This is a genomic window from Pseudoalteromonas gelatinilytica (assembly GCF_001641615.1).
Taxonomy (GTDB): Bacteria; Pseudomonadota; Gammaproteobacteria; order Enterobacterales; family Alteromonadaceae; genus Pseudoalteromonas; species Pseudoalteromonas gelatinilytica.
In genome coordinates, this window is the sequence record NZ_LRRU01000018.1 from 256,249 (window position 1) to 279,093 (window position 22,845).

Annotated in this window: 20 protein-coding genes; 12 read left to right on the forward strand and 8 right to left on the reverse strand. The window is 42.1% G+C overall.

The genetic code is table 11. The features are described 5' to 3' along the window. Positions 1 to 39: 39 nt before the first annotated feature. Together NH153_RS09830 and NH153_RS09835 are read right to left on the reverse strand one after the other, a co-directional pair. On the reverse strand, positions 40 to 267 hold the full coding sequence (locus NH153_RS09830) for a PLC family EF-hand domain-containing protein (protein WP_063703293.1): 228 nt from the start codon (positions 265 to 267) through the stop codon (positions 40 to 42). 9 nt (positions 268 to 276) lie between these two features. Further along, entirely contained in the window at positions 277 to 504 is a 228-nt protein-coding gene (locus tag NH153_RS09835) for an EF-hand domain-containing protein (RefSeq protein WP_062564862.1), read from the reverse strand. A gap of 312 nt (positions 505 to 816) precedes the next feature. Here NH153_RS09835 and NH153_RS09840 point away from each other — a divergent pair, with 312 nt between their 5' ends. Genes NH153_RS09840 through NH153_RS09855 form a run of 4 tightly spaced genes read left to right on the forward strand, consistent with a single transcriptional unit; the run spans position 817 to position 4,658 of the window. After that, on the forward strand, positions 817 to 2,274 hold the full coding sequence (locus NH153_RS09840) for a HAMP domain-containing sensor histidine kinase (protein WP_063703295.1): 1,458 nt from the start codon (positions 817 to 819) through the stop codon (positions 2,272 to 2,274). A gap of 1 nt (position 2,275) precedes the next feature. Continuing rightward, the gene (locus NH153_RS09845) at positions 2,276 to 2,803 is read left to right on the forward strand and encodes a hypothetical protein (RefSeq protein WP_063703297.1); all 528 of its coding nucleotides are present in this window, start codon (positions 2,276 to 2,278) and stop codon (positions 2,801 to 2,803) included. 2 nt (positions 2,804 to 2,805) lie between these two features. After that, positions 2,806 to 4,149: a sigma 54-interacting transcriptional regulator gene (locus tag NH153_RS09850; protein WP_063703299.1), complete on the forward strand. Its 1,344-nt coding sequence runs from the start codon at positions 2,806 to 2,808 to the stop codon at positions 4,147 to 4,149. Between the two features lie 8 nt (positions 4,150 to 4,157). Continuing rightward, complete coding sequence (locus NH153_RS09855; protein ID WP_054560861.1) at positions 4,158 to 4,658, forward strand: DUF1543 domain-containing protein; 501 nt, start codon at positions 4,158 to 4,160, stop codon at positions 4,656 to 4,658. 1 nt (position 4,659) lies between these two features. Here the strand turns inward: NH153_RS09855 and NH153_RS09860 are convergent, their stop codons facing one another. The 4 genes from NH153_RS09860 to pdsR form a co-directional block, all read right to left on the reverse strand. Further along, positions 4,660 to 4,869, reverse strand: a complete 210-nt coding sequence (locus NH153_RS09860) for a hypothetical protein (protein ID WP_054560860.1) — start codon at positions 4,867 to 4,869, stop codon at positions 4,660 to 4,662. Positions 4,870 to 4,919: 50 nt separating this feature from the next. After that, positions 4,920 to 5,090: a hypothetical protein gene (locus tag NH153_RS21720; protein WP_156426462.1), complete on the reverse strand. Its 171-nt coding sequence runs from the start codon at positions 5,088 to 5,090 to the stop codon at positions 4,920 to 4,922. Between the two features lie 113 nt (positions 5,091 to 5,203). Continuing rightward, entirely contained in the window at positions 5,204 to 7,330 is a 2,127-nt protein-coding gene (gene pdsS, locus NH153_RS09865) for a proteobacterial dedicated sortase system histidine kinase (RefSeq protein ID WP_063703301.1), read from the reverse strand. Then, positions 7,330 to 8,019: a proteobacterial dedicated sortase system response regulator gene (gene pdsR / locus NH153_RS09870; RefSeq protein WP_063703303.1), complete on the reverse strand. Its 690-nt coding sequence runs from the start codon at positions 8,017 to 8,019 to the stop codon at positions 7,330 to 7,332. The genes pdsS and pdsR overlap by 1 nt, the downstream gene beginning before the upstream one ends. Before the next feature lie 219 nt (positions 8,020 to 8,238). Between pdsR and pdsO the strand changes: the two genes are divergently transcribed. Genes pdsO through NH153_RS09885 form a run of 3 tightly spaced genes read left to right on the forward strand, consistent with a single transcriptional unit; the run spans position 8,239 to position 11,578 of the window. Beyond that, complete coding sequence (gene pdsO, locus NH153_RS09875; protein WP_063703305.1) at positions 8,239 to 8,976, forward strand: sortase-associated OmpA-like protein PdsO; 738 nt, start codon at positions 8,239 to 8,241, stop codon at positions 8,974 to 8,976. A 26-nt stretch (positions 8,977 to 9,002) separates the two neighbouring features. Continuing rightward, positions 9,003 to 11,003, forward strand: a complete 2,001-nt coding sequence (locus NH153_RS09880; RefSeq protein ID WP_063703307.1) for a marine proteobacterial sortase target protein — start codon at positions 9,003 to 9,005, stop codon at positions 11,001 to 11,003. Then, entirely contained in the window at positions 10,991 to 11,578 is a 588-nt protein-coding gene (locus tag NH153_RS09885) for a class GN sortase (RefSeq protein WP_063703309.1), read from the forward strand. The genes NH153_RS09880 and NH153_RS09885 overlap by 13 nt, the downstream gene beginning before the upstream one ends. Here NH153_RS09885 and NH153_RS09890 read toward each other — a convergent pair. Continuing rightward, positions 11,485 to 12,432 (reverse strand): DMT family transporter, encoded by a 948-nt coding sequence (locus NH153_RS09890; RefSeq protein WP_063703311.1) that lies wholly within the window; start codon positions 12,430 to 12,432, stop codon positions 11,485 to 11,487. The genes NH153_RS09885 and NH153_RS09890 overlap by 94 nt on opposite strands. Positions 12,433 to 12,554: 122 nt before the next feature. Here NH153_RS09890 and proB point away from each other — a divergent pair, with 122 nt between their 5' ends. The 4 genes from proB to gltX all read left to right on the forward strand — a co-directional run bounded on the left by proB (position 12,555) and on the right by gltX (position 16,686). Beyond that, positions 12,555 to 13,658, forward strand: a complete 1,104-nt coding sequence (proB, locus tag NH153_RS09895; RefSeq protein ID WP_063703313.1) for a glutamate 5-kinase — start codon at positions 12,555 to 12,557, stop codon at positions 13,656 to 13,658. A 63-nt stretch (positions 13,659 to 13,721) separates the two neighbouring features. Beyond that, positions 13,722 to 14,693, forward strand: coding sequence for a GGDEF domain-containing protein (locus NH153_RS09900; protein WP_063703315.1), 972 nt, complete (start codon positions 13,722 to 13,724; stop codon positions 14,691 to 14,693). Positions 14,694 to 14,761: 68 nt separating this feature from the next. Continuing rightward, positions 14,762 to 15,121 (forward strand): glutathione S-transferase N-terminal domain-containing protein, encoded by a 360-nt coding sequence (locus tag NH153_RS09905; protein WP_054560852.1) that lies wholly within the window; start codon positions 14,762 to 14,764, stop codon positions 15,119 to 15,121. 80 nt (positions 15,122 to 15,201) lie between these two features. After that, positions 15,202 to 16,686 carry a glutamate--tRNA ligase gene (gene gltX / locus NH153_RS09910; RefSeq protein ID WP_063703318.1) on the forward strand — a complete coding sequence of 495 codons (1,485 nt, stop codon included), beginning with the start codon at positions 15,202 to 15,204 and terminating at the stop codon, positions 16,684 to 16,686. A 102-nt stretch (positions 16,687 to 16,788) separates the two neighbouring features. Here gltX and NH153_RS09915 read toward each other — a convergent pair whose 3' ends face one another. Continuing rightward, on the reverse strand, positions 16,789 to 17,178 hold the full coding sequence (locus NH153_RS09915; protein WP_063703320.1) for a hypothetical protein: 390 nt from the start codon (positions 17,176 to 17,178) through the stop codon (positions 16,789 to 16,791). Between the two features lie 428 nt (positions 17,179 to 17,606). On the opposite strand from NH153_RS09915, the gene NH153_RS22005 reads away from it, so the two are divergent. Beyond that, the gene (locus NH153_RS22005) at positions 17,607 to 22,700 is read left to right on the forward strand and encodes a S8 family serine peptidase (protein WP_063703322.1); all 5,094 of its coding nucleotides are present in this window, start codon (positions 17,607 to 17,609) and stop codon (positions 22,698 to 22,700) included. Positions 22,701 to 22,845 lie beyond the last annotated feature (145 nt).

Sequence of the window (22,845 nt, forward strand, 5' to 3'; positions counted from 1 at the left end):
ACACATTCCCTCTGGGATTATGGCAAGCACTTTAAGCCGTTAAGGTTTGAATTTTTCAAACTCTTGTTCAGACAGAACCTGATCGCCGTTTTCATCCAGATCGGCAAATTGCTTAAGTAGGTTATCGTGTTTGGTTGCTTCAGTTAATGAAATCTCGCCGTCGGCGTTAATATCAAACTTAGCAAATCGAACATCCATTTGTGATGCTAGAACGGTGGCGCTGATAACTAAAAACATCAGCGAGAATGCAGCTAATAGTTGTTTCATTACAATCTCCTATTGAATAAACGACTGAAACTCAGAAAATGAAATTTGGCCATCTTGGTTACTATCAATTTGCGTAAAGTTGCCATGTAATAATGCATCTTCAGATGCTTCAGCTTCACTCAAAAAACCATTACTGTCTTTATCGAGTTCGTTAAACGTTGTTTGCAAATCAAGTGCATAACTACTTAACGAGATGAGACTTATAAGCAGGGTGGCTGCCAAGGCCGTTACTTTCATTTTGTGTCCTAAATAACTAATTTGCTTAGTACTAATCAAAATCAGTGCCAATTTTAAAAGTACATAATTATCAATTGGTTATAGGTTTTATGTGGTTTTGAATGCGAAATAGTTACAGGGTGTTGTGTCTTTTTTGCAACGATTTTCAGGTGTTAAAAGTTTATCCATTTTATTTCAATGAGTTAGTTTGTTGCTAAATAGCAACTTTGTATCGGTTTTTGGGTGAAAATCAGTCCTTTTTAAGGTCGGATTCAGCGAGTGTCTAAGTTTGTTCACTAATAATCAGCATCTGCAATTATGTTGAGAGTGAATATGCAAAATAAAGTAGCGATAAAAATAAAACAGTTACTAAATTGGCGACCTAGTCTTATTGGCCAGTTCGTCTGTAGCATTTTGCTGTCTTTGCTGCCGTTATCCTTGGTGGTGATTTTATTTTTAAATGCGCTCAATAAGCAGCTTGCAGTGACTCAAGAAATCGTCGGTGACAATTACGAAATTACCAAAGCATTCAATAACCTCAAACAAGACTTAAATAGCCTTGAACGAGCAACTCGACAAAACTGGGTGCTTAAAAGTGAATCCCTCGATAGCTTAATTGCCAACAAGTGGCAATCGTCACTGCAAAGTGTCGATGAGCTCATTTTCTTAAGCCCAACCGCTGATTATGTCTCGCAGTGGCGGCAATTGGCTGAGGTATTACAGTTTGCGCATCAACATTTATTAATAGAACAAAAGCAAGATGGTGAGCTGTTTGCACCCGCTAGTAAGCTTATCAGTGAGCAAACAAATTGGCTCAAAGAGCAAAATGAATTACGCATCACAAAAAATCAGCAGCAATTAAAAGCACTTCAAGCTTCATTTATTAATTGGTTAGTTGCGTTAATTCCACTCACGTTATTGGTCGGGGGCGGGTTTCTTTGGCGGATCAGCGGACGGCTCAGGGAACTCACACATGTTATTGATAAACTTGGACAAGGCCATTGGCAGCAAAAAATTCAAGTTCGAGGCTCCTCAGAGTTAGTTGAATTAGGTAACAAACTAGAGTGGGTTCAAGCACAGCTACATATGCTTGAGCAGCAAAAAGATACATTTTTACGCCATGTGACACATGAATTAAAAACCCCCCTAGCTTCGATGGTTGAAGGCACAGACTTACTCGCAGATGAAATTGTTGGCCCAATCAATAGTGAGCAACAAGCTGTCCTTGGGCTAATAACGCAAAGTATGGTGCGACTCAGAGCCATGATTGAAAGCTTATTGAGTTACAACGCTATTCGCACGAGTAAGCAAAGCCTAAGCGAGCTTAACTTTAACTTGATGATGAATAAAATTGAGCGTCATTTTGAGCACCGATTATCAGCGCGTGACTTATCCATTGTGTGGGTGAATGAGTTACCAAATAAAGCCTTGTTTATCTCAATTGAGCTACTTGAAATGGTGCTCATTCAGCTGACTTCAAATGCGTTAAAGTTTTCGCCGGAACATGAGTCAGTGACAATAAAAGCAAGCTTAAAACAGGGACAGTTAATTTTGAGTGTCAGCGACTTAGGAGTAGGGATAGAGGATACTGAAAAAGCCGCTGTATTTGGGGCTTTTTACCAAGGAAAAAATGCAAAACAACATACTGAAATGGGCAGCGGGCTTGGTTTAACCATAGTTAAAGAAACCGTTGAACAATTAAACGGTAAGCTCTCTATTACAGATAATGAGCCACAAGGGTGTGTATTTACAGCCATTTTACCAATTCAATTAACCCAAGGAGTTAACTGATATGGGCTTAGCGAATAAAGCCAGTTTTATGCTTGTTATAGGCACACTTTTTATAACAGGGTGCACGATCACGCAAAAGCATGTTGAGCCAGAGCAAGTAGAGCCGACAACAGATGTGAAACCTCAAGGGCAACCTAATCCCAAGCCTCGGCCGAAAAGTGAGCCGTTATACCCGCCTGCAAGTACAGTCATTGCTTGGCATGCAGCCAAGTGTGGTGGCTTTAAAGCGTCTTCTGATAAAGCAAATTATGTTGGCGAAAATGAGCTAAAGCGTCTGTTTGAGTCAATTTGTTTACTCGGTGCTTCAGAGCCAGAAAAAGCCCTTAATCAGCTTGAAAAAAGTGACCATGCTTTTTATTGGCCAGATGATATTAAGCAGTATCTATGGTTACAAAAACAATATTTACAACAGAATTTAGCGGCAAAACAAGCTAAGCAAGCACTGAGTGATGAAATGGAAAAAACCTTATCGTCGCTTGCGACTATCGAACAACAACTTCTGCTACGTGAAGAAACCAAGGAGCAGTAATCATGAATGAAGTAACAAAACCACGGGTTTTATTAGTAGATGACGATGCGAGTTTATTAAAGTTACTAGCGATTAGAATTGAGTCTAAAGGCTATTTGGTTAGTACAGTTGAAAGTGGCATTGAGGCATTACAAACGCTAAAAAACCAAACCTATGATGCGGTGATCACCGACTTAAGAATGGATGAAATGGACGGTATGGCTCTACATCGTCAGTTACAAAGTCGTTATCCTTCAATGCCGGTGATTATGATGACAGCACATGGTTCGATACCTGATGCAGTGGAAGCGACGAAGCAAGGTATATTTGCATTTATTACCAAACCGGTTGATAAAGATGAGCTGTTCGACAGCCTTGCTAAAGCTATCGAGATCCATGGTGTACATGGTGATGAAACACCCACACAAACAAATATTGTCACCCGTAGCGGGGCGATGTTGCATCTACTTGAGCAAGTTAAATTGCTTGGTCCAACGCAAGTGAATGTATTGATCTCCGGTGCTAGTGGAACAGGTAAAGAACTCCTTGCACAAGCGATACATCAACACAGCCATGTTAGTGATGGGCCATTTGTGGCAATTAACTGCGGCGCTGTGCCGGGAGAGCTTTTAGAGTCTGAATTATTTGGACATAAAAAAGGTGCGTTTACAGGTGCAGTCAAAGACCATCAAGGTTTGTTTCAACAAGCACAAGGTGGTACCCTTTTTCTAGACGAAATTGGTGATATGCCGCTAAATTTACAAGTAAAACTGCTAAGGGTTTTACAAGAGAAAACCATTCGTCCTGTAGGCTTTCAAGAAGAGATCCCAATTGATGTGCGGGTGGTGTCGGCGACTCATAAGAATCTTCCTGAGGCAATCAATAATCAGCAGTTCCGTGAAGATTTATATTACCGATTAAACGTGGTGAACTTAAAATTGCCTCCGCTTTGTGAACGCCGAGAAGATATCAGTTTGCTAGCACAGCATTTTGCAGGTCTAATTGCTAAACGTATGGGGCAAGATCAAAAGCAGTTTGCCAATGATGCAATGCATGCTTTGGTTCGCTATGACTGGCCGGGTAATATCCGTCAATTACAAAATGTGATAGAGCAGGTAGTAGCCCTTACACCTGGTAAAGTGATTGCAGCTCAGTTAGTAGAGAGTGCCTTAAACAGTAATGTTAATATTGCTGAGCCACTTTCGTTAAATGATGCAAAAAAAGAATTTGAGCGAGATTATTTAATTAATACGCTGAAAATGTCAGCGGGTAATGTTGCCGAAGCCGCAAAGCTTGCGAAACGTAATCGCTCAGATTTTTATAAATTAATTAAAAAGCACAACATTAATGTTGAAAGCTTAATATAAGGAAAAACATGGCGCTTTTTTTAGTCTATCTGGGCGGTCGTATTCAAGGTTGCCACATTGAAATGCACGACGTTCGATTTGTCGTAGGTGATAACATTGAACAAACCTATTCAAAATTAAAAGCACAGTGGGTGGGTGATAAAAGCAATGTGCACATGGATAGTTACATGCAAATTCAGCACATCGATGGCTATCAGGTCGAAGTGGTTGATACTGCGCATCACCAAGCTGAAAAACTGTATTTTGTAAATTTAGGTGCTTACCGAGCTGATAGTCTTGCGGAGCAACATGATTTTGCATTGTACGTTGCGCGTAGCAGTGAAGAAGCAAAGCAACGCGCTAAAGAGTCTTTATTGGCGGGAATGACTCATCTTCATAAAGATGACTTACACGATGTAGACGATTGTTTTGCGATTGATTTGTTAGATAGCAACTTATCAATAAAATTAACGCCAAGCGGGCAAGCTCAAGCAATGAAGCCCGATTGGTTTGGCTATTACGTTCTTTGATCTAATCTTGGTTATCGTTTTTACTGGCAACTTTAAAGGCGATAATCACCAATCCAAACAAAGCAAATGGCAGTGCAGCGAGTAAATACTCAACGGTATGGCTGTCTTGATAGTTAGGCTGAAGTAGGAAGTGACCTGCAACACAAAGTAAAATAGCCACGAACAAAACGGGCAGTAAAATCAGTTCTTTTTTAGGTGAGTGTTTTTTCATTACAAGGCGTTATATTCCAAAGGTGCGCCATTGTAATGAGCTACCCTTAGCTAGGTCAAATAAGTTGCTTTATAGTTTGCTTTATATTGCGCTGTATCAACTTTTTTTGTGTCAGCTTTTACAGGCTGCTTTTTTGGAGCCGCTGGTTTATCGGTTGCTTCATTATAGCTAAATAGCCCCATAATGAACTCAATCTCTTCACGTTGTAATCCAGATCGCATGATGCCCTCCAAAGAATAATTTGCCTTTTGTATTACAAATATTACGTCCTGTAATCTGAATTATCGGTGAATACTCAGTCATTAAACTGTAATCATATGTAACGCAAATATGCTTATTTAATAGGCAACTCCACAGTAAACACAACACCTGTGCCATCATCTAAATTTTCTGCCAATACTTTACCGTGATGGTAATCGCAAATAAGCCTTACAATATAAAGACCTAAACCCAAGTGTGGCTGCTGCTGATGTTGCTGACTTCTCACCGAGACCATTGAGTCGAAAATGTGTTCAACTAAACCGTCAGGGAGCAGAGGCCCTTGGTTGCTAATTGTTAATAATGCATGGTGCTCTTGCTTGGTTAAGCTGACTGAAATTGTGCTTTGCGGGGTTTTAAACTCAAGTGCGTTGTTGATGAGCTTATCGAGTAATTGGGCAATAAATTCTGGTGCGCCACTAACATTTAACGGCTCTTTACAAAGTGACAAGGTAAATAGGCTTTCACCATAGGTTATTTGATAGCCCTGCATGCAGCCGGTGATCACCTTGGTTAGGTCAAACTCTTCTGCCTCGGCACTTTGAATACTTTGTTCAAGGCGCGTTGCTTCACTCATGGTGGTAATAATTTTACCTAACCGCTCAACCCCTTCACTGGCACGGTCGAGGTATTTTTGACTCAGTTCAGATTGCGGCTGCATTTGTAAATTTTCAAGCGATGAGCGCACAACAGCCACGGGCGTACGCAGCTCATGGGAGAGTCGTGATGACATATTTTCTAAGTAATCAGTATAACCACTTAAACGGCTAACAATGTTGGCAAAGCTGCGAGAAAGGTCGCCAATTTCGTCATTCGAATCGGCATAAGTAATTTTGCCGGTGATCCGCCCTTGGGCATCAATGGCTTGCTCGGCATTGTCACGTAAGCGGCGAATACGGCTGGAAATTCTTGAAGCAAAAAAGAATAGCGTTACAGTACCAACAAGCATCACCGCTAAAATGACATTAAAGAGCTTCTCTAACGATTTATTACGCAGGGTGCGCACGCCATTGGTGGTTTCTTCTGCGATTACTGCACCAATGACTTTGTCTTGGATCCAAATAGGGTAGGCCGCCGATAAAATAACGGCTTTGTTATCTGGAGTTAAGCGCCATGATGATGCAGGTTTCCCATTTAAAGCACTGGCTATGTGAGTACCTTGCATCGCTGCGACATCATGTAAGGTATCAATAAACTCATTTTCTGGGCGAGTTAAAATTTTATAGTAAAGTGGGTGTAAGTAATCTTGCTCAAAGCGTTGCCACCAGGTTGTTGCGGGCTCCTCTTTTAGGCCGTCTGCCCAAACGCCATCGGCATGATGAATTGAGCCTGATTGTGCAAGTACGCGATGATGGTTATCGACGACCCAAATTCGACTGCCACTGTGGCCCATACCTTTCAAAATACGGTTAATTTCTGGCGAAGGTACTAAAACAGAGCCGATATCATTAGGGTTTTGTAGGTTTGAGGTCGACATAAGCTGAGGCTCAACCTTGTCTTCATCCCAATCTTCAATAGCAAAACCAAGCTTATTACCTAGCATCGAAAGCGGAAAACGCAGTTCTATGTTGTAACCCGTGTCGGTGCTTTTAAAATAGCCTTGGATTTTAGTGATAGGCTCTTGTGTCGAAGCATCAAAGGCATTAACCCAACCATCTTGGCGGGCGGCCACCACATAACTTTTAAACTCACCTTCAGGTGTTTTTAACATGATCTGTAAGTGATCATTACGGGTAAAGCTGAGCACATTTTTAGCTCGATACACCAGTGAGCTATCAGTGACTTTAAATGCCGCATAAAGGTAGTTCTCGTACTTGCCTACCATGTGATCAAAACTTAGATCACTTTCTTGATGCTCATTGCTTAGCCCTTGTAAGTAGCGTTTGTCATAATGCCAAAATAAGCTTTGATAAGGCTGCCACTCCGACAATTTACCATCAAGTTGAATCGGGTTATTTAGATTATAGGCATATAAATCTCGGCCTTTTACAACTTGATCTAAAAAGTTGGTTTGCGAGTCAAACAAAGCAGGGCGCTCATGTAATGCCGTTGCAAGTGCGCGGGTGGTGCCCACTAAGGTTTTTTCTTGTCCTTGCCTTAAGAACTTTTCCATTTCCCAAACATATTCATAGCCAAGCCAAGGCAATAAAAATAAAAAGCAGGATAAGAAAATAAACTTAGTTCTAAGCCCCAAACGCAGCATTAAGCTTGCTCCCAGCGATAACCCATACCGTAAACGGTATCAATGCAGTCAAATGCATCATCTAAAGCAATAAACTTTTTACGTATGCGTTTTACGTGTGAGGTAATAGTACTGTCATCAACATAAATTTTCGCATCACTCATTAATTCGTTGCGGCTTTTTACATGGCCTGGACGCTGCGCAAGTGAATGTACCATCCAAAATTCTGTCACAGTTAAATCAACCAGTTGCTCTTGCCAAAAAACCTGCATGCGCTGAGTATCTAACTTTAACGGGCCGCGATGCAAAAGAGCGGTTTGATCGGCAGGTTGATCGAAGGCATCAAGGCGTCTAAACAAGGCACCAATTCGAGCAGCAAGATGCGCCATACTGATATCTTTGGTTAAGTAGTCGTCTGCTCCCATGCGCAGGCCACATACGGTATCAATTTCGCTATCACGGGCGGTTAAAAATATAATCGGTAAGGTTTTAGAAAGACTACGTAGTGTTTGGCAAAGTAAAAAACCACCATCCACTTCATGGCCAAGGCCAATATCAACAATAGCTAAATCGGGTAAAGATTGACTAAATGCCACTTCAGCACTGGCTCTGTCAGCAAAGCCTACAACCTGATAGCCCTGAGCGCTGAGCATTTCTGTGTAGTTTTCGCGGATTGCTGTTTCATCTTCAACGATTGCTATTTTCTTCATTGTTAATACTTACTTAAATTCTTTCTATAGCGAACTATACCTAATTTTTTGCCTTGCGTACTGGCAAAAACGCGATTGCCATTTTTCTGCCACAATTGCTCAGCAGTTTGCCTTTTTTGATCCCCTTTATTGCCATTTCGACTTGTTTTAATAGCTCCATACCAAGTTCGCAACACCAACCAATGTTGCCAAGCAATTAAGTAGAAAAAGGATTAAACCATGAAAAAATTAATTATTGCCGCTGTTATTACGTCTGCTGTATCTGTAGCCCCTTTTGCAGACGCTGCGAGTCAAACTAAACAAGAAACACCAAAAGAAACAGCCATTGGCTTAGGTGCAGGTGCCCTTGTTGGCGGCATAGTCGGCGGCCCAGTGGGTGCATTTATTGGCGCGTTTGCAGGTGGCTTAATTGGCGAAAAAGAAGCGGCAGACAACACCATTGATGAACAAGCTCACGCATTAGTTGTAATGAAAGAACAAACCGCAGATTACCAACAAGTGATTGCCGATAACGCAGCCCTAAGTGAGCAGCTTGAATTATTAGCTGACGAAAAAGAGCAGTTGCTACAAGCTCAATTGAACACCTTATTGGCGATGACGGTACAGTTTAAAACCGGCTCTAGCGAAATTGCCCCACACTTTGCAAATCAACTCGACAAAGTCGCGCAGTTATTGATTGCCCAGCCAAATCTGGCTATCGACTTAAATGGCTTTGCAGATCAGCGTGGTGATGAGTTGGCTAATTTAATGCTTTCAAAACAACGTGTAAATGCAGTGCAAAGCTACTTAATTAAACAAGGTGTGCCTCATACGCGCTTAACCGCAACCGCCTTTGGTGAGCAGCAAAGTGTTGCTGATTCAAATAACTACGAAGACAACGTGTTTGACCGCCGCGTAACCTTAACGACACGCCCCGTGTCACAAAGCAGCTTACGTACAGCACAAAGTAACCACTAATTCATCGGTCGATGGAGTGACATATTATGTTGAGTAACCGTACCAAAAGGCTCCTTTTTGGGAGCCTTTTTATCCTCTTATTAGGCTATGCAATTAACCCTGCATTTGCAGCCAATGCCAGTGCCGAACTGCGTTTTTATGATGATTCAAATAGCCAAGTGTCGTCGGGCTTATTAGTGAAAAACGATGTCACTATGACGCTCACTGGGCTTATTAATCATGTTGTTGTTAAACAACGTTATCAAAACCCGCACCCGTTTGCGGTTAATGCACGCTATGTGTTTCCGTTACCTGATGAAAGTGCAGTTCATGCCATGCAAATGCAAATTGGTGAGCGCATTATCACCGGTAACATTGCCCTTAAACAGCAGGCTGAACAGCAATTTGAGCAAGCTCAAAAACAGGGTAAACGCGCCGCTTTAGTTCGTCAGCAACGTGCGAATATTTTCTCTACTGATGTGGCAAACCTTGGAGCAGGGGAAGAGATTGAAATTACTTTGCAATACCAAGAGATAATCGGTTTTCGCGATGGTGTGTTTTCACTGCGTTTTCCAACCACTATTACACCGCGCTACGAACCTTTAACGGCAGAACTGCAGCAAAAAACGGATCTAGAAACAAAAGACACAGAACAACAGAACGACACAACAGCTAACACAGCGCAAGTGGCATCAGCGTGGCTAAAGCCTGTTTTTCATCGTGCACAAAGCCAAGAGTCTGATGCGAGCCTAAACCTTGCTATTTCGATGGATATTGGCCTTGAACTCAGTGATATCAACGCTAATTTAGCGGGCATGCAAATCGATAATCCAAGTTTTGGTCGGTACCAGTTATCACTTAATCGTGATGTTCCAATGGATAGAGACTTTGAGCTGACATTTAAACCCCTTGATAAAGCCCACTCTCAGGCTGCATTTTTTACCGAAACAGTTGCCGGACAAGAATATGGTTTACTGATGTTAGTACCGCCAAGCGACCACTTTATCTCGCAAGCTCGTCTGCCTCGCGAAATGGTGTTTGTTGTAGATACCTCCGGCTCAATGCATGGTCAATCTATGGAGCAGGCTAAACAAGCCTTGTTTTATGCCCTTTCGTTATTGGATGAAAATGACAGTTTTAACATCATCGGCTTTGATAACGAAGTGTCAGTGTTAAGTGACACGCCAATGATTGCCAATGACTTTAACATTCGCCGTGCAGAGCGTTTTATTTATGGTTTACAAGCTGATGGCGGCACCGAAATAGCAAAAGCACTGACTCAGGTACTTGATGGTAAACAGCATGATGGCTTTGTACGCCAAGTGGTGTTTTTAACCGATGGCAGTGTGGGTAACGAAACGCAGCTATTTAAACAAATTCAAACAGATTTGGGTGACAGCCGACTCTTTACCGTCGGTATTGGTAGCGCGCCTAATAGCTTTTTTATGACCAGAGCTGCCGATATTGGCCGTGGTACATTCACTTTTATTAGTAGTACCAACCAAGTCCAGCCCAAAATGCAGCTGCTCTTTGATAAGCTGGCGCATCCTGCAGTTACAGAGCTTGCTCTTGAAGGCGACAAAGCAGCACTTGAATATTGGCCATCGCCATTACCTGATTTGTATTTTTCTGAGCCGGTTTTGGTTGCCGTAAAGCTTGATGGCAGTCAGCACTTAACGTTAAAAGGGCAAACAAACACAGGGCCACTCACCATTAATTTAGCAACCGCCAATGCTGCACAAGGCGAAGGTATCGCTAGACTCTGGGCCAGACAAAAAATTAAATCGCTGCTGCTTTATAACGAAAAACAGGCGGTACGCGCAGAAGTCGAGACATTAGCACTTCAGCATCATTTACTTAGCCCTTTTACGGCCTTTATTGCAGTTGATAACTATGCGGATAATGAAATTGCAGAGCGTTCAATGCAAGTACGAAATAAACTTCCTAACGGCATGACGCTACCGCAAACCGACGGACAAAGCCGGGTGTTTATGCTACTTGGGTTGTTGCTGCTTACATTCTCATGGTTATGGCAATGGCGACGCTAAAAAAAGCGCTGCCATTATGCAGCGCCTTACTTGGTATCGCATTGTTTGTTAATGGCGGTTATATGCAGGCGAAAGCTTGGCTGGCACAGGCATTGATTGAATCAGCTTGGCAGCAAGCTTTGCAAAGTCCTAATGAGCAAGTGAGGCCTTGGTTTTACGCCGATGGTTATGTCACTGCACACATAAATTGGCCAAGCCAGCAGCAAGAGTTGACTGTACTTGCCGGTGCATCGGGGCGAAACCTTGCGTTTGCCCCCGGGCATTTTTTGCCAAGCGGTGAACTTGGCAGCTCAAAAGGGGTTTTAATAGCTGGCCATAATGACACCCACTTTGCATTTCTAAAACATGTCGCAGTGGGTGAGCAGTTCAGTATGCAGTTGCAAAGTGGCCAGATTGAACACTATCAAGTTCGTAGCATTGATGTTATTCATCAAAGCGAACAGGGCTTTTTAGCACAATCAGGCCTTTATTTATTAACCTGTTACCCTTTTGACTCGTTAGCTTCAGGGACAGAGTTTAGGCTATTGGTGTCGGCTGATAAATTATCGTCGTCTACTTCAACTCTGAGCTCTTGATGACGTTGGCTAACAATAACACCAGCGAATACCACCGCAATACTCACCCATTGCCAAAGTGTGAGTACTTCGCCAAGTAGAATGGCTGACAAAATTAACGCAAAAATTGGAATGAGGTTTGAGTAAGCAGCAGCGGTTAACACCGACACTTTACTGATGGCGTAATTGTACATGCCATAGCCGCCTAAAGTGACACATGAGCCTAAATATAAAATGCTCAGTAGGGCACTTAAGTCGTGCTGATTTTCGCTGGGTAGTTCGATAAAAAATAAAAAAGGCGCAAAGAATAAGCTACCGCTAAATCCTTGGATTGCTATTAAGGTCAGCGGTGAGTAACGGGCGACTAAGTGTTTTACGCTCACGGTATAAAACGCCGCGCAAACCATCGCCATCAACTCTAAAAAGTTACCAAGCAGTGGGTTAGGGGCTTGCTCAGTGCTTGGTGATAATAGCGTTAATAAAATACTGCCACCAATACACAAGGTAAAGCCAACGACGATGGCTTTACTGATGTACTCTTTTAATATTAAGAACGCCAAAATAGCGACGATAATTGGTAAACAAGAGACAATTACCCCAGCTTGCGATGCTGAAGTGTATTCAAGAGCATGCCCTTCAAATAAATAATAGAAACAAGGCTCAGCCAGTGACATACCAATTAAGTACTTCCAGTCACCTGGTTTGAACTCAAAGCGGATCACATAGCGCCATAAACATAAGCTAATCAATAATGTGGTTAGCATTCTTAAGAAAATGACTAACACAGGATCATAAACATTGATTGCATGCTTTAATGCAATGTAGGAGCTTCCCCATAAAAAGGTCGCGATAATTAAGCATAAACTGGCTGGCATAGGTGTCGCTATTGAGTAAAAAAACGAGAGCGCGATCCTAGCATGAATTTTTTTAACTTGTTCAAAAACTGTTAGCTGGTATATATAAATTCTCTATTTTAATTACAGAATATAAGAATCAAATGCAAAGGCCACACGTCGTTGTTGTAAAGCTGGGCACAAGCGTGCTGACAGGCGGTACCGACAAATTAGATAAAGCACACATGGTTGAACTTGTTCGCCAATGTTGTGAATTAAAAAAACAGGGTTATCAGGTTGTTTTAGTATCAAGCGGCGCGGTTGCTGCAGGTCGCGAGCAACTCATTACCCCCTGTGGTCGTTCTTTGATTGAAAAACAAATGCTTGCCGCAATCGGCCAAGGACAGCTTATTCATATTTGGCAGAGTCTGTTTGCTTTGTATGGTGTGAATGTTGGACAAATGCTATTGACCCGCGCCGATGTCGAGGACCGTGAACGTTACTTAAATGCCCGCGATACCTTAAATGCACTTCTAGCGCACAATGTGGTGCCAATTATTAACGAGAACGACGCTGTAGCCACCGCCGAAATTAAAGTCGGCGATAACGATAACTTATCTGCTTTAGTCGCAATATTAGCGAATGCTGAAAAGCTGTTATTGTTAACTGATCAAGAAGGCTTATTTACAGGCGATCCGCGCTCTGATGCCAATGCAACACTAATCAATGAAGTGTCACATATTAATGATGAACTCAGAGAGCTCGCTGGTGGCAGTGGCACCACCCTAGGTACCGGAGGTATGGCAACTAAACTGCAAGCGGCCGATATTGCACGTCGTGCTGGTGTTGAAGTGATTATTGCCAAAGGCGCAGGCAAGAATGTGATTTTAAATTGCATGGCTGATAAGCTTCCAGGTACGCGCTTTTTAAAACTCACTGCACCAAAAGATGGCCGTAAAAAGTGGCTACTTGCAGGGCCTAAAAGCACAGGACAATTAGTGATTGATGACGGCGCAAGCCTTGCGCTTAAAGAACGTGGCGCAAGCCTTTTGGCAAAAGGCGTAAAAAGTGTGCGAGGGCAGTTTGAGCGCGGTGATGTGATTGAAGTGGTGACAAGCCAAGGACAATGTATTGCTAAAGGTCTTGTTAATTTTAACCACCAAGAAATTGATCAAATTAAGGGCTGTCATTCGTCGCAAATTACTGAGTTGCTTGCATTTGCACCAAGCAGTGAAGTAATTCACCGAGATGATATGATTTTGTTATAGTTTTTTAGTAATTCTGATAAAGTTAACTAAACTAAAGTAATATGCGGTTTTGGGGACTTTTAAATGGCGGTTAACGCTTGCGGACATGACTGGGTTGTAGAAATCACCCAACAAGAAGAAGAGCCTGAGCTCGATCAGGCGCTTATTAATGCCGTGAGCGAATTAGATGAATTTTCTCGTTTCGCTATTTACATCAATAAGTTTTTTAAACCTGGCCTGCCTGCCAGGCTGCTAAATAAAGATTCAGTTATCGAAGAGCTCAGTGAACATGAAGTCAATGAGCTCATCGAAAAAGTAAGCCGTAATAAAATTCGCATCAGTCGCAACTACGGCTTTATTTCTACTTATGTGCCTATTTATTACATGGGCAATGTGGTTGGTGTACTGGTTATTGAATCTGAAAAAGAGCTTTCAGAGCGCTGTAGTATGCTCGCCATCTACATGCTGAACATCTATGCGAATCAACTGTCGTTACTTTATAAGTCGCAACTAGACCCTTTAACTGAGCTTTTAAACAGACAAACCTTTGATAAAAAAGTGATTGAAATTGCAGCCGATGCTGCAATAGAACACCTTGAACCTGACTCAAAGCATCGTCATTGGTACTTGGCGATGGTCGATATAGACCACTTTAAACGTGTAAACGATAACTATGGTCACGTTATTGGCGATGAAGTGATCTTGTTAGTGGCGCAGCTATTAAAAAATAACTTTCGCTTCGAAGATTATGTATTTCGCTACGGCGGCGAAGAATTTGCTGTGTTATTTCAAGCCAGTGACGAGCTCGATGCTCGTAATGCACTTAATCGCTTTCGTGGCTGCGTAGCAGAATACCCCTTCCCGCAAGTCGGTAACTTAACAGTGAGTAGCGGTTTTATGCCAATCTACGAATTTGAAATGGTTGCCAGTCTGGTCCAAAAAGCCGATAAAGCCTTATACCATTCTAAAAATATGGGCCGCAATCGCGTGACTGCCTATTCCGAGTTAGATATTCAACAAAGCCAACCTCAAGATGATTCAATAGAGCTGTTTTAAGGTGTTGCAGCGCGCTTTGCTGTGTTAAAATTGCCCACTATTTTTTAGAGCCCTATTGAGAAGGTAAGATGAAGTTTGTTCGTTGGTTGTTAGGCCGCATCATTTTGTTTTTTGATTTTGTATTCACGCCACGTAGTAAGAAGCGTCCAGCAGCAGAGCAAGCGGCGCTTGATTCAGTGACATCACAATTTAAGCTATATCAATTTAAAGCTTGTCCATTTTGTGTGAAAGTACGTCGTGCAATTAAACGCCAAGGTCTTTCAGTTGAAACTCGTGATGCCAAAGGCAACGAGCAATTTCGCCAAGAGCTTTTAGAGCAGGGCGGAAAAGTAAAAGTGCCTTGTTTACGTATTGAAGAAAACGGCCAAGTAACTTGGTTGTATGAATCAAACGATATCATTGCTTATTTAGATAAAGTCGCTGCTTAAAGCGGCTTTTCACTTCGATTATAGCCCGTGCTGTGCTAGCATTTGGGCAAATTTTTAATTGTCTTTTGAGAGATATAACCATGACAATTCGCACCCGTGTTGCTCCGTCACCGACAGGCGACCCGCACCTAGGTACTGCATACATCGCATTATTTAACTACTGTTTTGCTAAGCAGCAAGGCGGTGAGTTTGTGTTACGTATTGAAGATACAGACCAAGTTCGTAGTACGCCAGAATCAGAGCAAGCTATTATGGATAGCTTGAAATGGTTAGGCTTAAACTGGGATCACGGTCCAGATGTAGGCGGTGAGTTTGGTCCATACCGTCAGTCTGAGCGTAGCGATTTATATAAGAAATTTGCGCATCAACTTGTTGAACAAGGTAAAGCGTTTTATTGCTTTGCTACGAGCGAAGAACTAGACCAAATGCGTGAAGAGCAAATGGCCGAAGGCCTGCGCCCTAAATACGATGGTCGTGGTTTAAATCTTTCTGAAGATGAAATTAAAGCAAACCTTGAAGCGGGTAAGCCTTACGTAATCCGTATGAAGATCCCAAGCGAAGGCACGTTTAAGTTTAACGACTACCTACGTGGCGACATTGAGATCCCATGGGAAAACGTAGACATGCAAGTGCTACTTAAAGCGGATGGTTTCCCAACTTACTTCCTTGCCAACGTAGTTGATGATCACCACATGCAAATTAGCCACATTTTCCGTGGTGAAGAGTGGATCAACTCAGCGCCTAAGCTATTAAAATTATACGAAGACTTCGGTTGGGAAGCGCCGGTACTTGGTCACTTACCGCTTCTTCGTAACCCAGATAAATCAAAGTTATCGAAGCGTAAAAACCCAACATCAATCAACTACTATAAAGAAATGGGTTACTTACCAGAGGCGCTATTAAACTATTTAGGCCGTATGGGTTGGTCAATGCCAGATGAGCGTGAAAAGTTCACACTAGATGAGATGATTGAGCACTTTGATATGAAACGTGTGTCGCTAGGCGGCCCTATTTTCGATATCGATAAGCTTAGCTGGTTAAACGGTATGTGGATCCGTGAAAACTTATCTGATGCAGAATTAATGCAACGTTTTGTTGATTGGAAATTTAATACTGAGCTATTCGCTAAAGTATTGCCAGAAGCAAAAACGCGTATTAATACGCTTTCTGACATGGTTGACCTAGCGGGTCACTTTGTAGGTGGTATCCCAAGCTATGATCCTGCGCTATTAACAGCAGGTAAAGCAGGTGAAGATGCAACGCGCCAAGCGTTACAGTTCTTCATCTGGCAATTAGAAGGGTTACGCAGTTGGGAAAAACCAGCGATTTTTGCTATCGCAAAAGAAGTGGCCACTTTCCATGAATTGAAGATTAAAGACTTCCTTGAGCCAATCTTTGTGGCGATCACTGGTAAGACATCTTCAACATCAGTACTTGATGCGATGGAGATTTTAGGCTCTGACTTATCACGTGCTCGTTTACGTGTAGCATTAGCGCATATTGGTGTGTCTAAAAAGCAAGCTAAAAACATTGAGCGTGCATACCGCGATTATCCACAAGCATAATCGTGATAAAACTTCCAAAAACCGAGCTCTATGCTCGGTTTTTTGTTTATAGCTGTAGCTGTTAAAAGTGCCAGCTCTGTAATAAATAAAACGAAGTTGGCCTCAGTAACTATACGCCTTACCTTTACATACCGTGGCAACATCGCAGTTTTGGTCGTCACTGGTAAAGTCTTTACAGCTTTCTACCCAGTAGCCATTACCGCCTCTATTTACTACTTCAAGTTTTAGCTGCTCAATAGCGATACTATTTACCTCTGTAGGGTTGTAGCCACCAGATTGCACTGAGCGTTCACCAAGACAACTAAGCCCTTCAACCTCACCTAAATAATAGGCGCCGCTTTCAATAACCTGTTGTTCACTTATAAATTCTTGTAATCGCTGTTTTTCAAATTCATAGGTAAACAAATTATAGGGGCTGTTTAGTCTTATACCTATGTTGCCGCAGGCTGACAAAGTTGCAAAGGTGATGAGTAAAATTAGTAGTCTAGTCATGTTTTTCACCTCAATTTAGTTTTCTTACTTTATCGCTAAAAGTGCATATGTGTTGTAAAAAATTGTTGGCTAAAACTGAATAAATGCATTTAATCATGCACTTTAATATGACTAAAATGCGCTTGAAAATGTAACTGAATGTGCATGTTTGTTAACTTTGTCGATTAATTAGCTCTTAAATAAAACGATAAAAAGTTCACATTCTAATAGCGGCTGATAAATTTAGATTAGCGTTATGGCTTGTTTTATAAGCTTAAAATTGATTTTTTTGTTTTTTAGGTAATTTATTTGTTAACCCTAAGTACAAAATGCTACACGCATGTAGCTTTCTTTTAACCCCCTTTGTGATTGAATTGTCTATACAAGTGGTGAAATGGATATTCACAAATCTTGAATAACTATACTTACCAACTATCCAGGGGATACTAATGCAAGTTAAGACCTTATCGATTGCTGTTGCAGCAGCAATTTATAGCGCCAGTGCAGCTCATGCTGTCGGTATAGACCAACCATTTAAACAAGCAAATGTTTTAAAGCCAGCTAGTTTCACGACCGAAGAAATCGTCAAATTAACAGAAGAATTTCATACCGCAGACTCGCATAGCATGCTGCAGAATGACGGTTTAAACGTGCAAGTGAATGGCCAAAAGAGCAAATTCAACGCAGAAGGCCTTGATGGCGAGCATGTTTATATTGTGACACTTCGTGAAAATTCAGTTGCTCTAGAAGCGCGTAATTTTGAATCACCGCTTGCCCGCACAATGAAGGCACAAGGTGTTAGCAAAGTATTTGAACAAGGCCAACCAGCGATTGCTGCGGTAACTGAATATCAAAATAAGTTATTAAGCAAACAGCAAACAGTGATGAGCACTGTAACCGCTGTAACAGGCCGTACTGAGATGCGCCGTCAATTCACGAAAGCACTCAACGGTTTCTCTGTAAAAATGACTGAGCAAGAAGCTCGCCGCGTAGCCGAGCTTGGCAGTGTCGCAACGGTGATGCGTTCTAAAAATTATGACTTATTGTCTGATGAAGGTCCAAAGCATATCGGTGCTGATCAAATTTGGAATGGCAGTAGTGTACCAAGCGGTATCAAGGGTAAAGGCGAAGGTCAAATTGTCGGTATTATCGATACCGGTATTAATACAGATCACCCATCTTTTGCAGCCGTTGGCGGTGATGGCTATGAGCACCAAAATCCGTTTGGCGACGGTGTTTACGTTGGTGACTGTGTTGAAGAACCTGAAGAAATTCAATGCAATAACAAACTAATTGGTGTGCGTTCTTATGATGTGATCACTGATGTTTATGATGCCATGATCCCAGGCTGGCCAGCCATTGGTGAAGATTACGGCGGTCACGGTTCTCACGTTGCTTCAACAGCAGCGGGTAACGTAGTTAAAAACGTACCTTACATGGTAATGGGATTAGGTGAGCAATCTGACGGTGTTGTCATCAAAGAAGATGTTTTCCCAGAAATCTCAGGTGTTGCACCGCACGCAAACATCATCTCTTATCAAGTGTGTTACCCAGACAGTGCTGACTATGCGGGTTGTCCGGGTGAGGCATTGGTTGCAGGTATCGAAGATGCGATTTCTGATGGTGTTGATGTAATCAATTTCTCTATCGGTGGTTCTGATTCAAATGTGTGGGCTGATGCTGTACAACTTGCCTTCTTAGCAGCGCGAGAAGCGGGTATCAACGTTGCGGCAGCCGCAGGTAACAGTGGTCAAGCATGTGGCTCAGCTGAGTGTTTTGGCTATCTTGATAACTCATCGCCGTGGCTTGCTCAAGTCGCAGCTACAACGCATGGTCGTTCTGTTGTTGTTGAAACGGCTGTAGAATACGCTGGTTTTGCCGATGAAACGCTTGGTTCAGAAGTACCAAGTTGGTCAGAAACTGGTTTAATCGGTGGTGCGGTGAATGCCAATGAGATCACCGGTGTGGTTGTTTGGGCTAGAGACTATGAAGATGTAAATGGCTACAAAGATAGCAATGGCTATTGTACTGCTGAGTACCCAGAAAACACCTTTAATTTCTATAAAGACGGCACTGAAATCGCGGGTGCAGCGGATGGTAGCACCAATGTTATTGTTATCTGTCAGCGTCATGAACCAAGCGATCCTAATGCAAACGCACGTACTGCAAAAGTAGATAACGTAAAAGCGGGTGGTGCAGACGGTTATATCATGTTTAACCGCGATAGAGATCAAGCGACTGTAACTGAAGGTTATTCATTACCGGGTGTGCACTTTACATATGATCAATGGAATGGTGTTTACCCGAATGATGGTTTAGAAGACTGGGTTGATAGTTCTTCAGAAAAAGGTCACATGATCACCATCAAAGAGACCTTGATTGAACGCCAAGTAAATGAAGAAGATGCTGACTGGTTAGCAACATTCTCATCACGTGGTCCGTCTTATTCTAATGTTGAAATTCTTGCCCCAACACTTGCTGCCCCAGGTGTGAACATTCTTGCGGCTTACTCAGATGAGCATCCGTTTACAACGCCACACGGTCAAGATTATAACGCAATTAGTGGTACGTCTATGGCTTCACCACATGTTGCTGGTGCCATGGCGTTACTTCGTCAAATTCACCCTGATTGGTCAGCCACTGAAGTGCAGTCAGCATTAACCATGACTGCTGATAACGTGGTTAAATACCATCGCTTAAATGATAAAACTGACGTCGTTGATACTGCTGAAATTTACCGTGCTGGTGCAGGTCGTATTAATGTTGCTAAAGCTGCTAAAGTAGGCTTTGTAATGGACGAAACAGCAGAGAACTTCTTAGCTGCAGATCCATTCAATGGAGGTACTCCACATCAATTGAACTTACCTAACCTAGTTGATTTTACTTGTGCACCTGAATGTCAGTGGGTTCGTACTATCACAGCAACTGAAGATGGTACGTGGACGGTTGAGCACGGTGACGTGGTGAACTGGTCATTTGATACCAATAAACAAGCTGTTCAAAATGGTGTAAACATTGAGGTTTATCCAAAAACTTTCTCACTGAAAAAAGGCGAAACGCAAACTATCGTTGTGAAAGCATCAATCATGGATACCCAAGATTGGTTTAGTAACTCAGAAGTTGAGCTGCATTCAAACTTACACTTTAAAGCCGCTGAAGAAGTTATTTCAGACGCTCATTGGCCAATGGCATTTAAATATGACCGTGGTGATTTACCATCGCGCTTAAATAAGGTGATCCACACTGATCAAGGATCATTTACTGCACCTAACATTCAACTACCAAATGTTGATGCACCTGTTGCGCGTGTATATCAGCCTGTGAAAGCAGAAGTCGAAACGATTTCATTGCCTAAAGATAACGACAAAACTTATCCGTGGTCGATTAATCGTGTTGAAGGTTCAGTCGATGCGAGTGATGTACTGGATGAGGCAACATTCACTAAGTTCATCAGTGTACCTGCTAACAGTAAGCGTTTAACGGTTGAAATCATGGGTTCTGAATCAGAACTTGCTGGTACAAACGATGCTGGTAATGCCCTTATCTATGTAGGTAAAGACTACAACGGTGATGGTCAGATTCAAGTTCAAGACGAAATCCTATGTGTATCTAACCATAAACTTTATAACAACTTCTGTAATATCAATAACCCTGAAGAGGGTGAATATTGGGCTGTTATTTATAACTCATACAAAAATGATTACCCAGAAGGCGATATTATTGAGACATTTAGCTTCACAACAGCTGTTGTATCTGGGCAAGTATCAGAGCAGTTGAGTGCTACTTTACCGCAAAGCAATGGTGTTAACACAGTTGATATGACTATTAACTGGGATATGGAAATGGACGTTGATGGCGTTTACTACTCGCTGGTTGATGTTGGCAGTTCTGCGACAAATATGGGCGATTTAGGTTCAATTCCACTTAAACTTATTCGTGGTAAAGACCACGTCCATGTTGATTCACCAAAAGCAAAAGTGAAAGCGGGCGACTATATCCCAGTAACGTTTGAAGTATTGGCGAATAACACTGGTATCGATAGTGAATATAGCTTTGAGCTTGATATTCCACATGGTTTAGCACTGCACAAAGATAACGTACTTATCTCGAGCACAACTGATGTCAATGTTGAAGTGGCTGATGGTAAGTTAGTACTTACTGGTACGCAGCTTGATACCAGTGATGTTGCACCAGATTATATCGTGACAAATAGCATCACTGACGAAATGTGTCGCACGCCTAATTTTGGTAACTCAAATCCGGGTGGTTATGTTGACTTGAGCGAGTTTGGCATGTCACCTGTGTTATCAGGTTTTGATAGTAGTGGTTTACCAAATTATCGTCGTGGTTGGATTATTCCTGTAACTCAAGTTTGGGGTAGTCAATGGGACCGTTTAAGTCTTTACAATAACTATGATCACGTAAACTGGTATAACAACTTTTTCCAAATTAAAGGTATCGGTACTATCGATAACCTAGGTTCACCGTATTTAACGCCTGCGCATAGCCCGTTCCCATACTTCTCGTTCCCGTATGAGAATATTGCACCATTATGGCGTGGCTGGGGTAATGGAACTGGCGGTTATAACCGAGATGTTCTTTCAATGGGCTTAAGTTCATCAGAAGGTATTACTGTTGCTGGTACATCAAGTGGTTGGGCAATTATTGAGTTTGATAACGCAGCTGACTACGGTGAGTTTAACCGCAACCGTGAAACCGGTTTGTACGAAGGTGTGCGTCGCGACAATAGCTTCGATTTCCAAACTATTTTTAATGCGCAAACACGCTTTGGTAAAGGCGAGCATGAAATCTACTTTGCATACGATAATATCGACTTTGGCTCAACAGATGCACGCGGTAGTATCGGTATCGCTGGTTATAAAGGCTTTATTAACGAATACGGTCCGTTAGAAGGCTTCTTAGGTGTCGATATTGCGTACAATAACCTAGATGAAGTGATTCAAGATGACCTTGTTGTCTGTATGGACTACGTAGGTCCTGAGTCTTCACAATTTGAAGTGACTGCTTGGATGGAAGTTTTACCAAGCGGTGCAGGGCAAACAATGGAGTTTGAAGCACGTACGCAAATGTCGGGAACGATTGACAAAGTTGTGACAAATACCATTGAAGTTGCAGGTAACATCACTGTTGTAGCAATTGATGATATGGTAACTGAAGAGCAGACACCAATCAGTTTTGAAGTACATCACATCGACGAAACAAACTCTAAAAATGAAATCTCAATTATTGCTGAAAATGCAAGCTACGTTGTAGAAGGCGATACTGTGACGATTACACCAGATCAGTACTTCTATGGTGACATTGAGGTAACTGTGGTGGTATCAGATATCGAAAATCCATCTGATAAAGCGCAAACATCGTTTGTGTTAACGGTGAACTCAGATGGCGTTGAGAAACCAACAGAAGTAACGCCTGAACCAGAGGATGACTCTAAAAAAGGTTCAAGTGGTTCACTTGCATGGTTCACTGTACTACTTGCTGGTTTTGCTGGAGTAAGACGTCGTAAGCTAAAACGCGACTAATCTTTGCAAAAATGAGTGATTTAACAAAAGGGCCTCTTGGCCCTTTTTTCGTTTATTATTATTACCTTACATTGGTATGGGGGTATGTTTTTACAGCTGTAAAGTAATTTTATTGTTAATGGTGTGTACAAAACGCTACACAAAT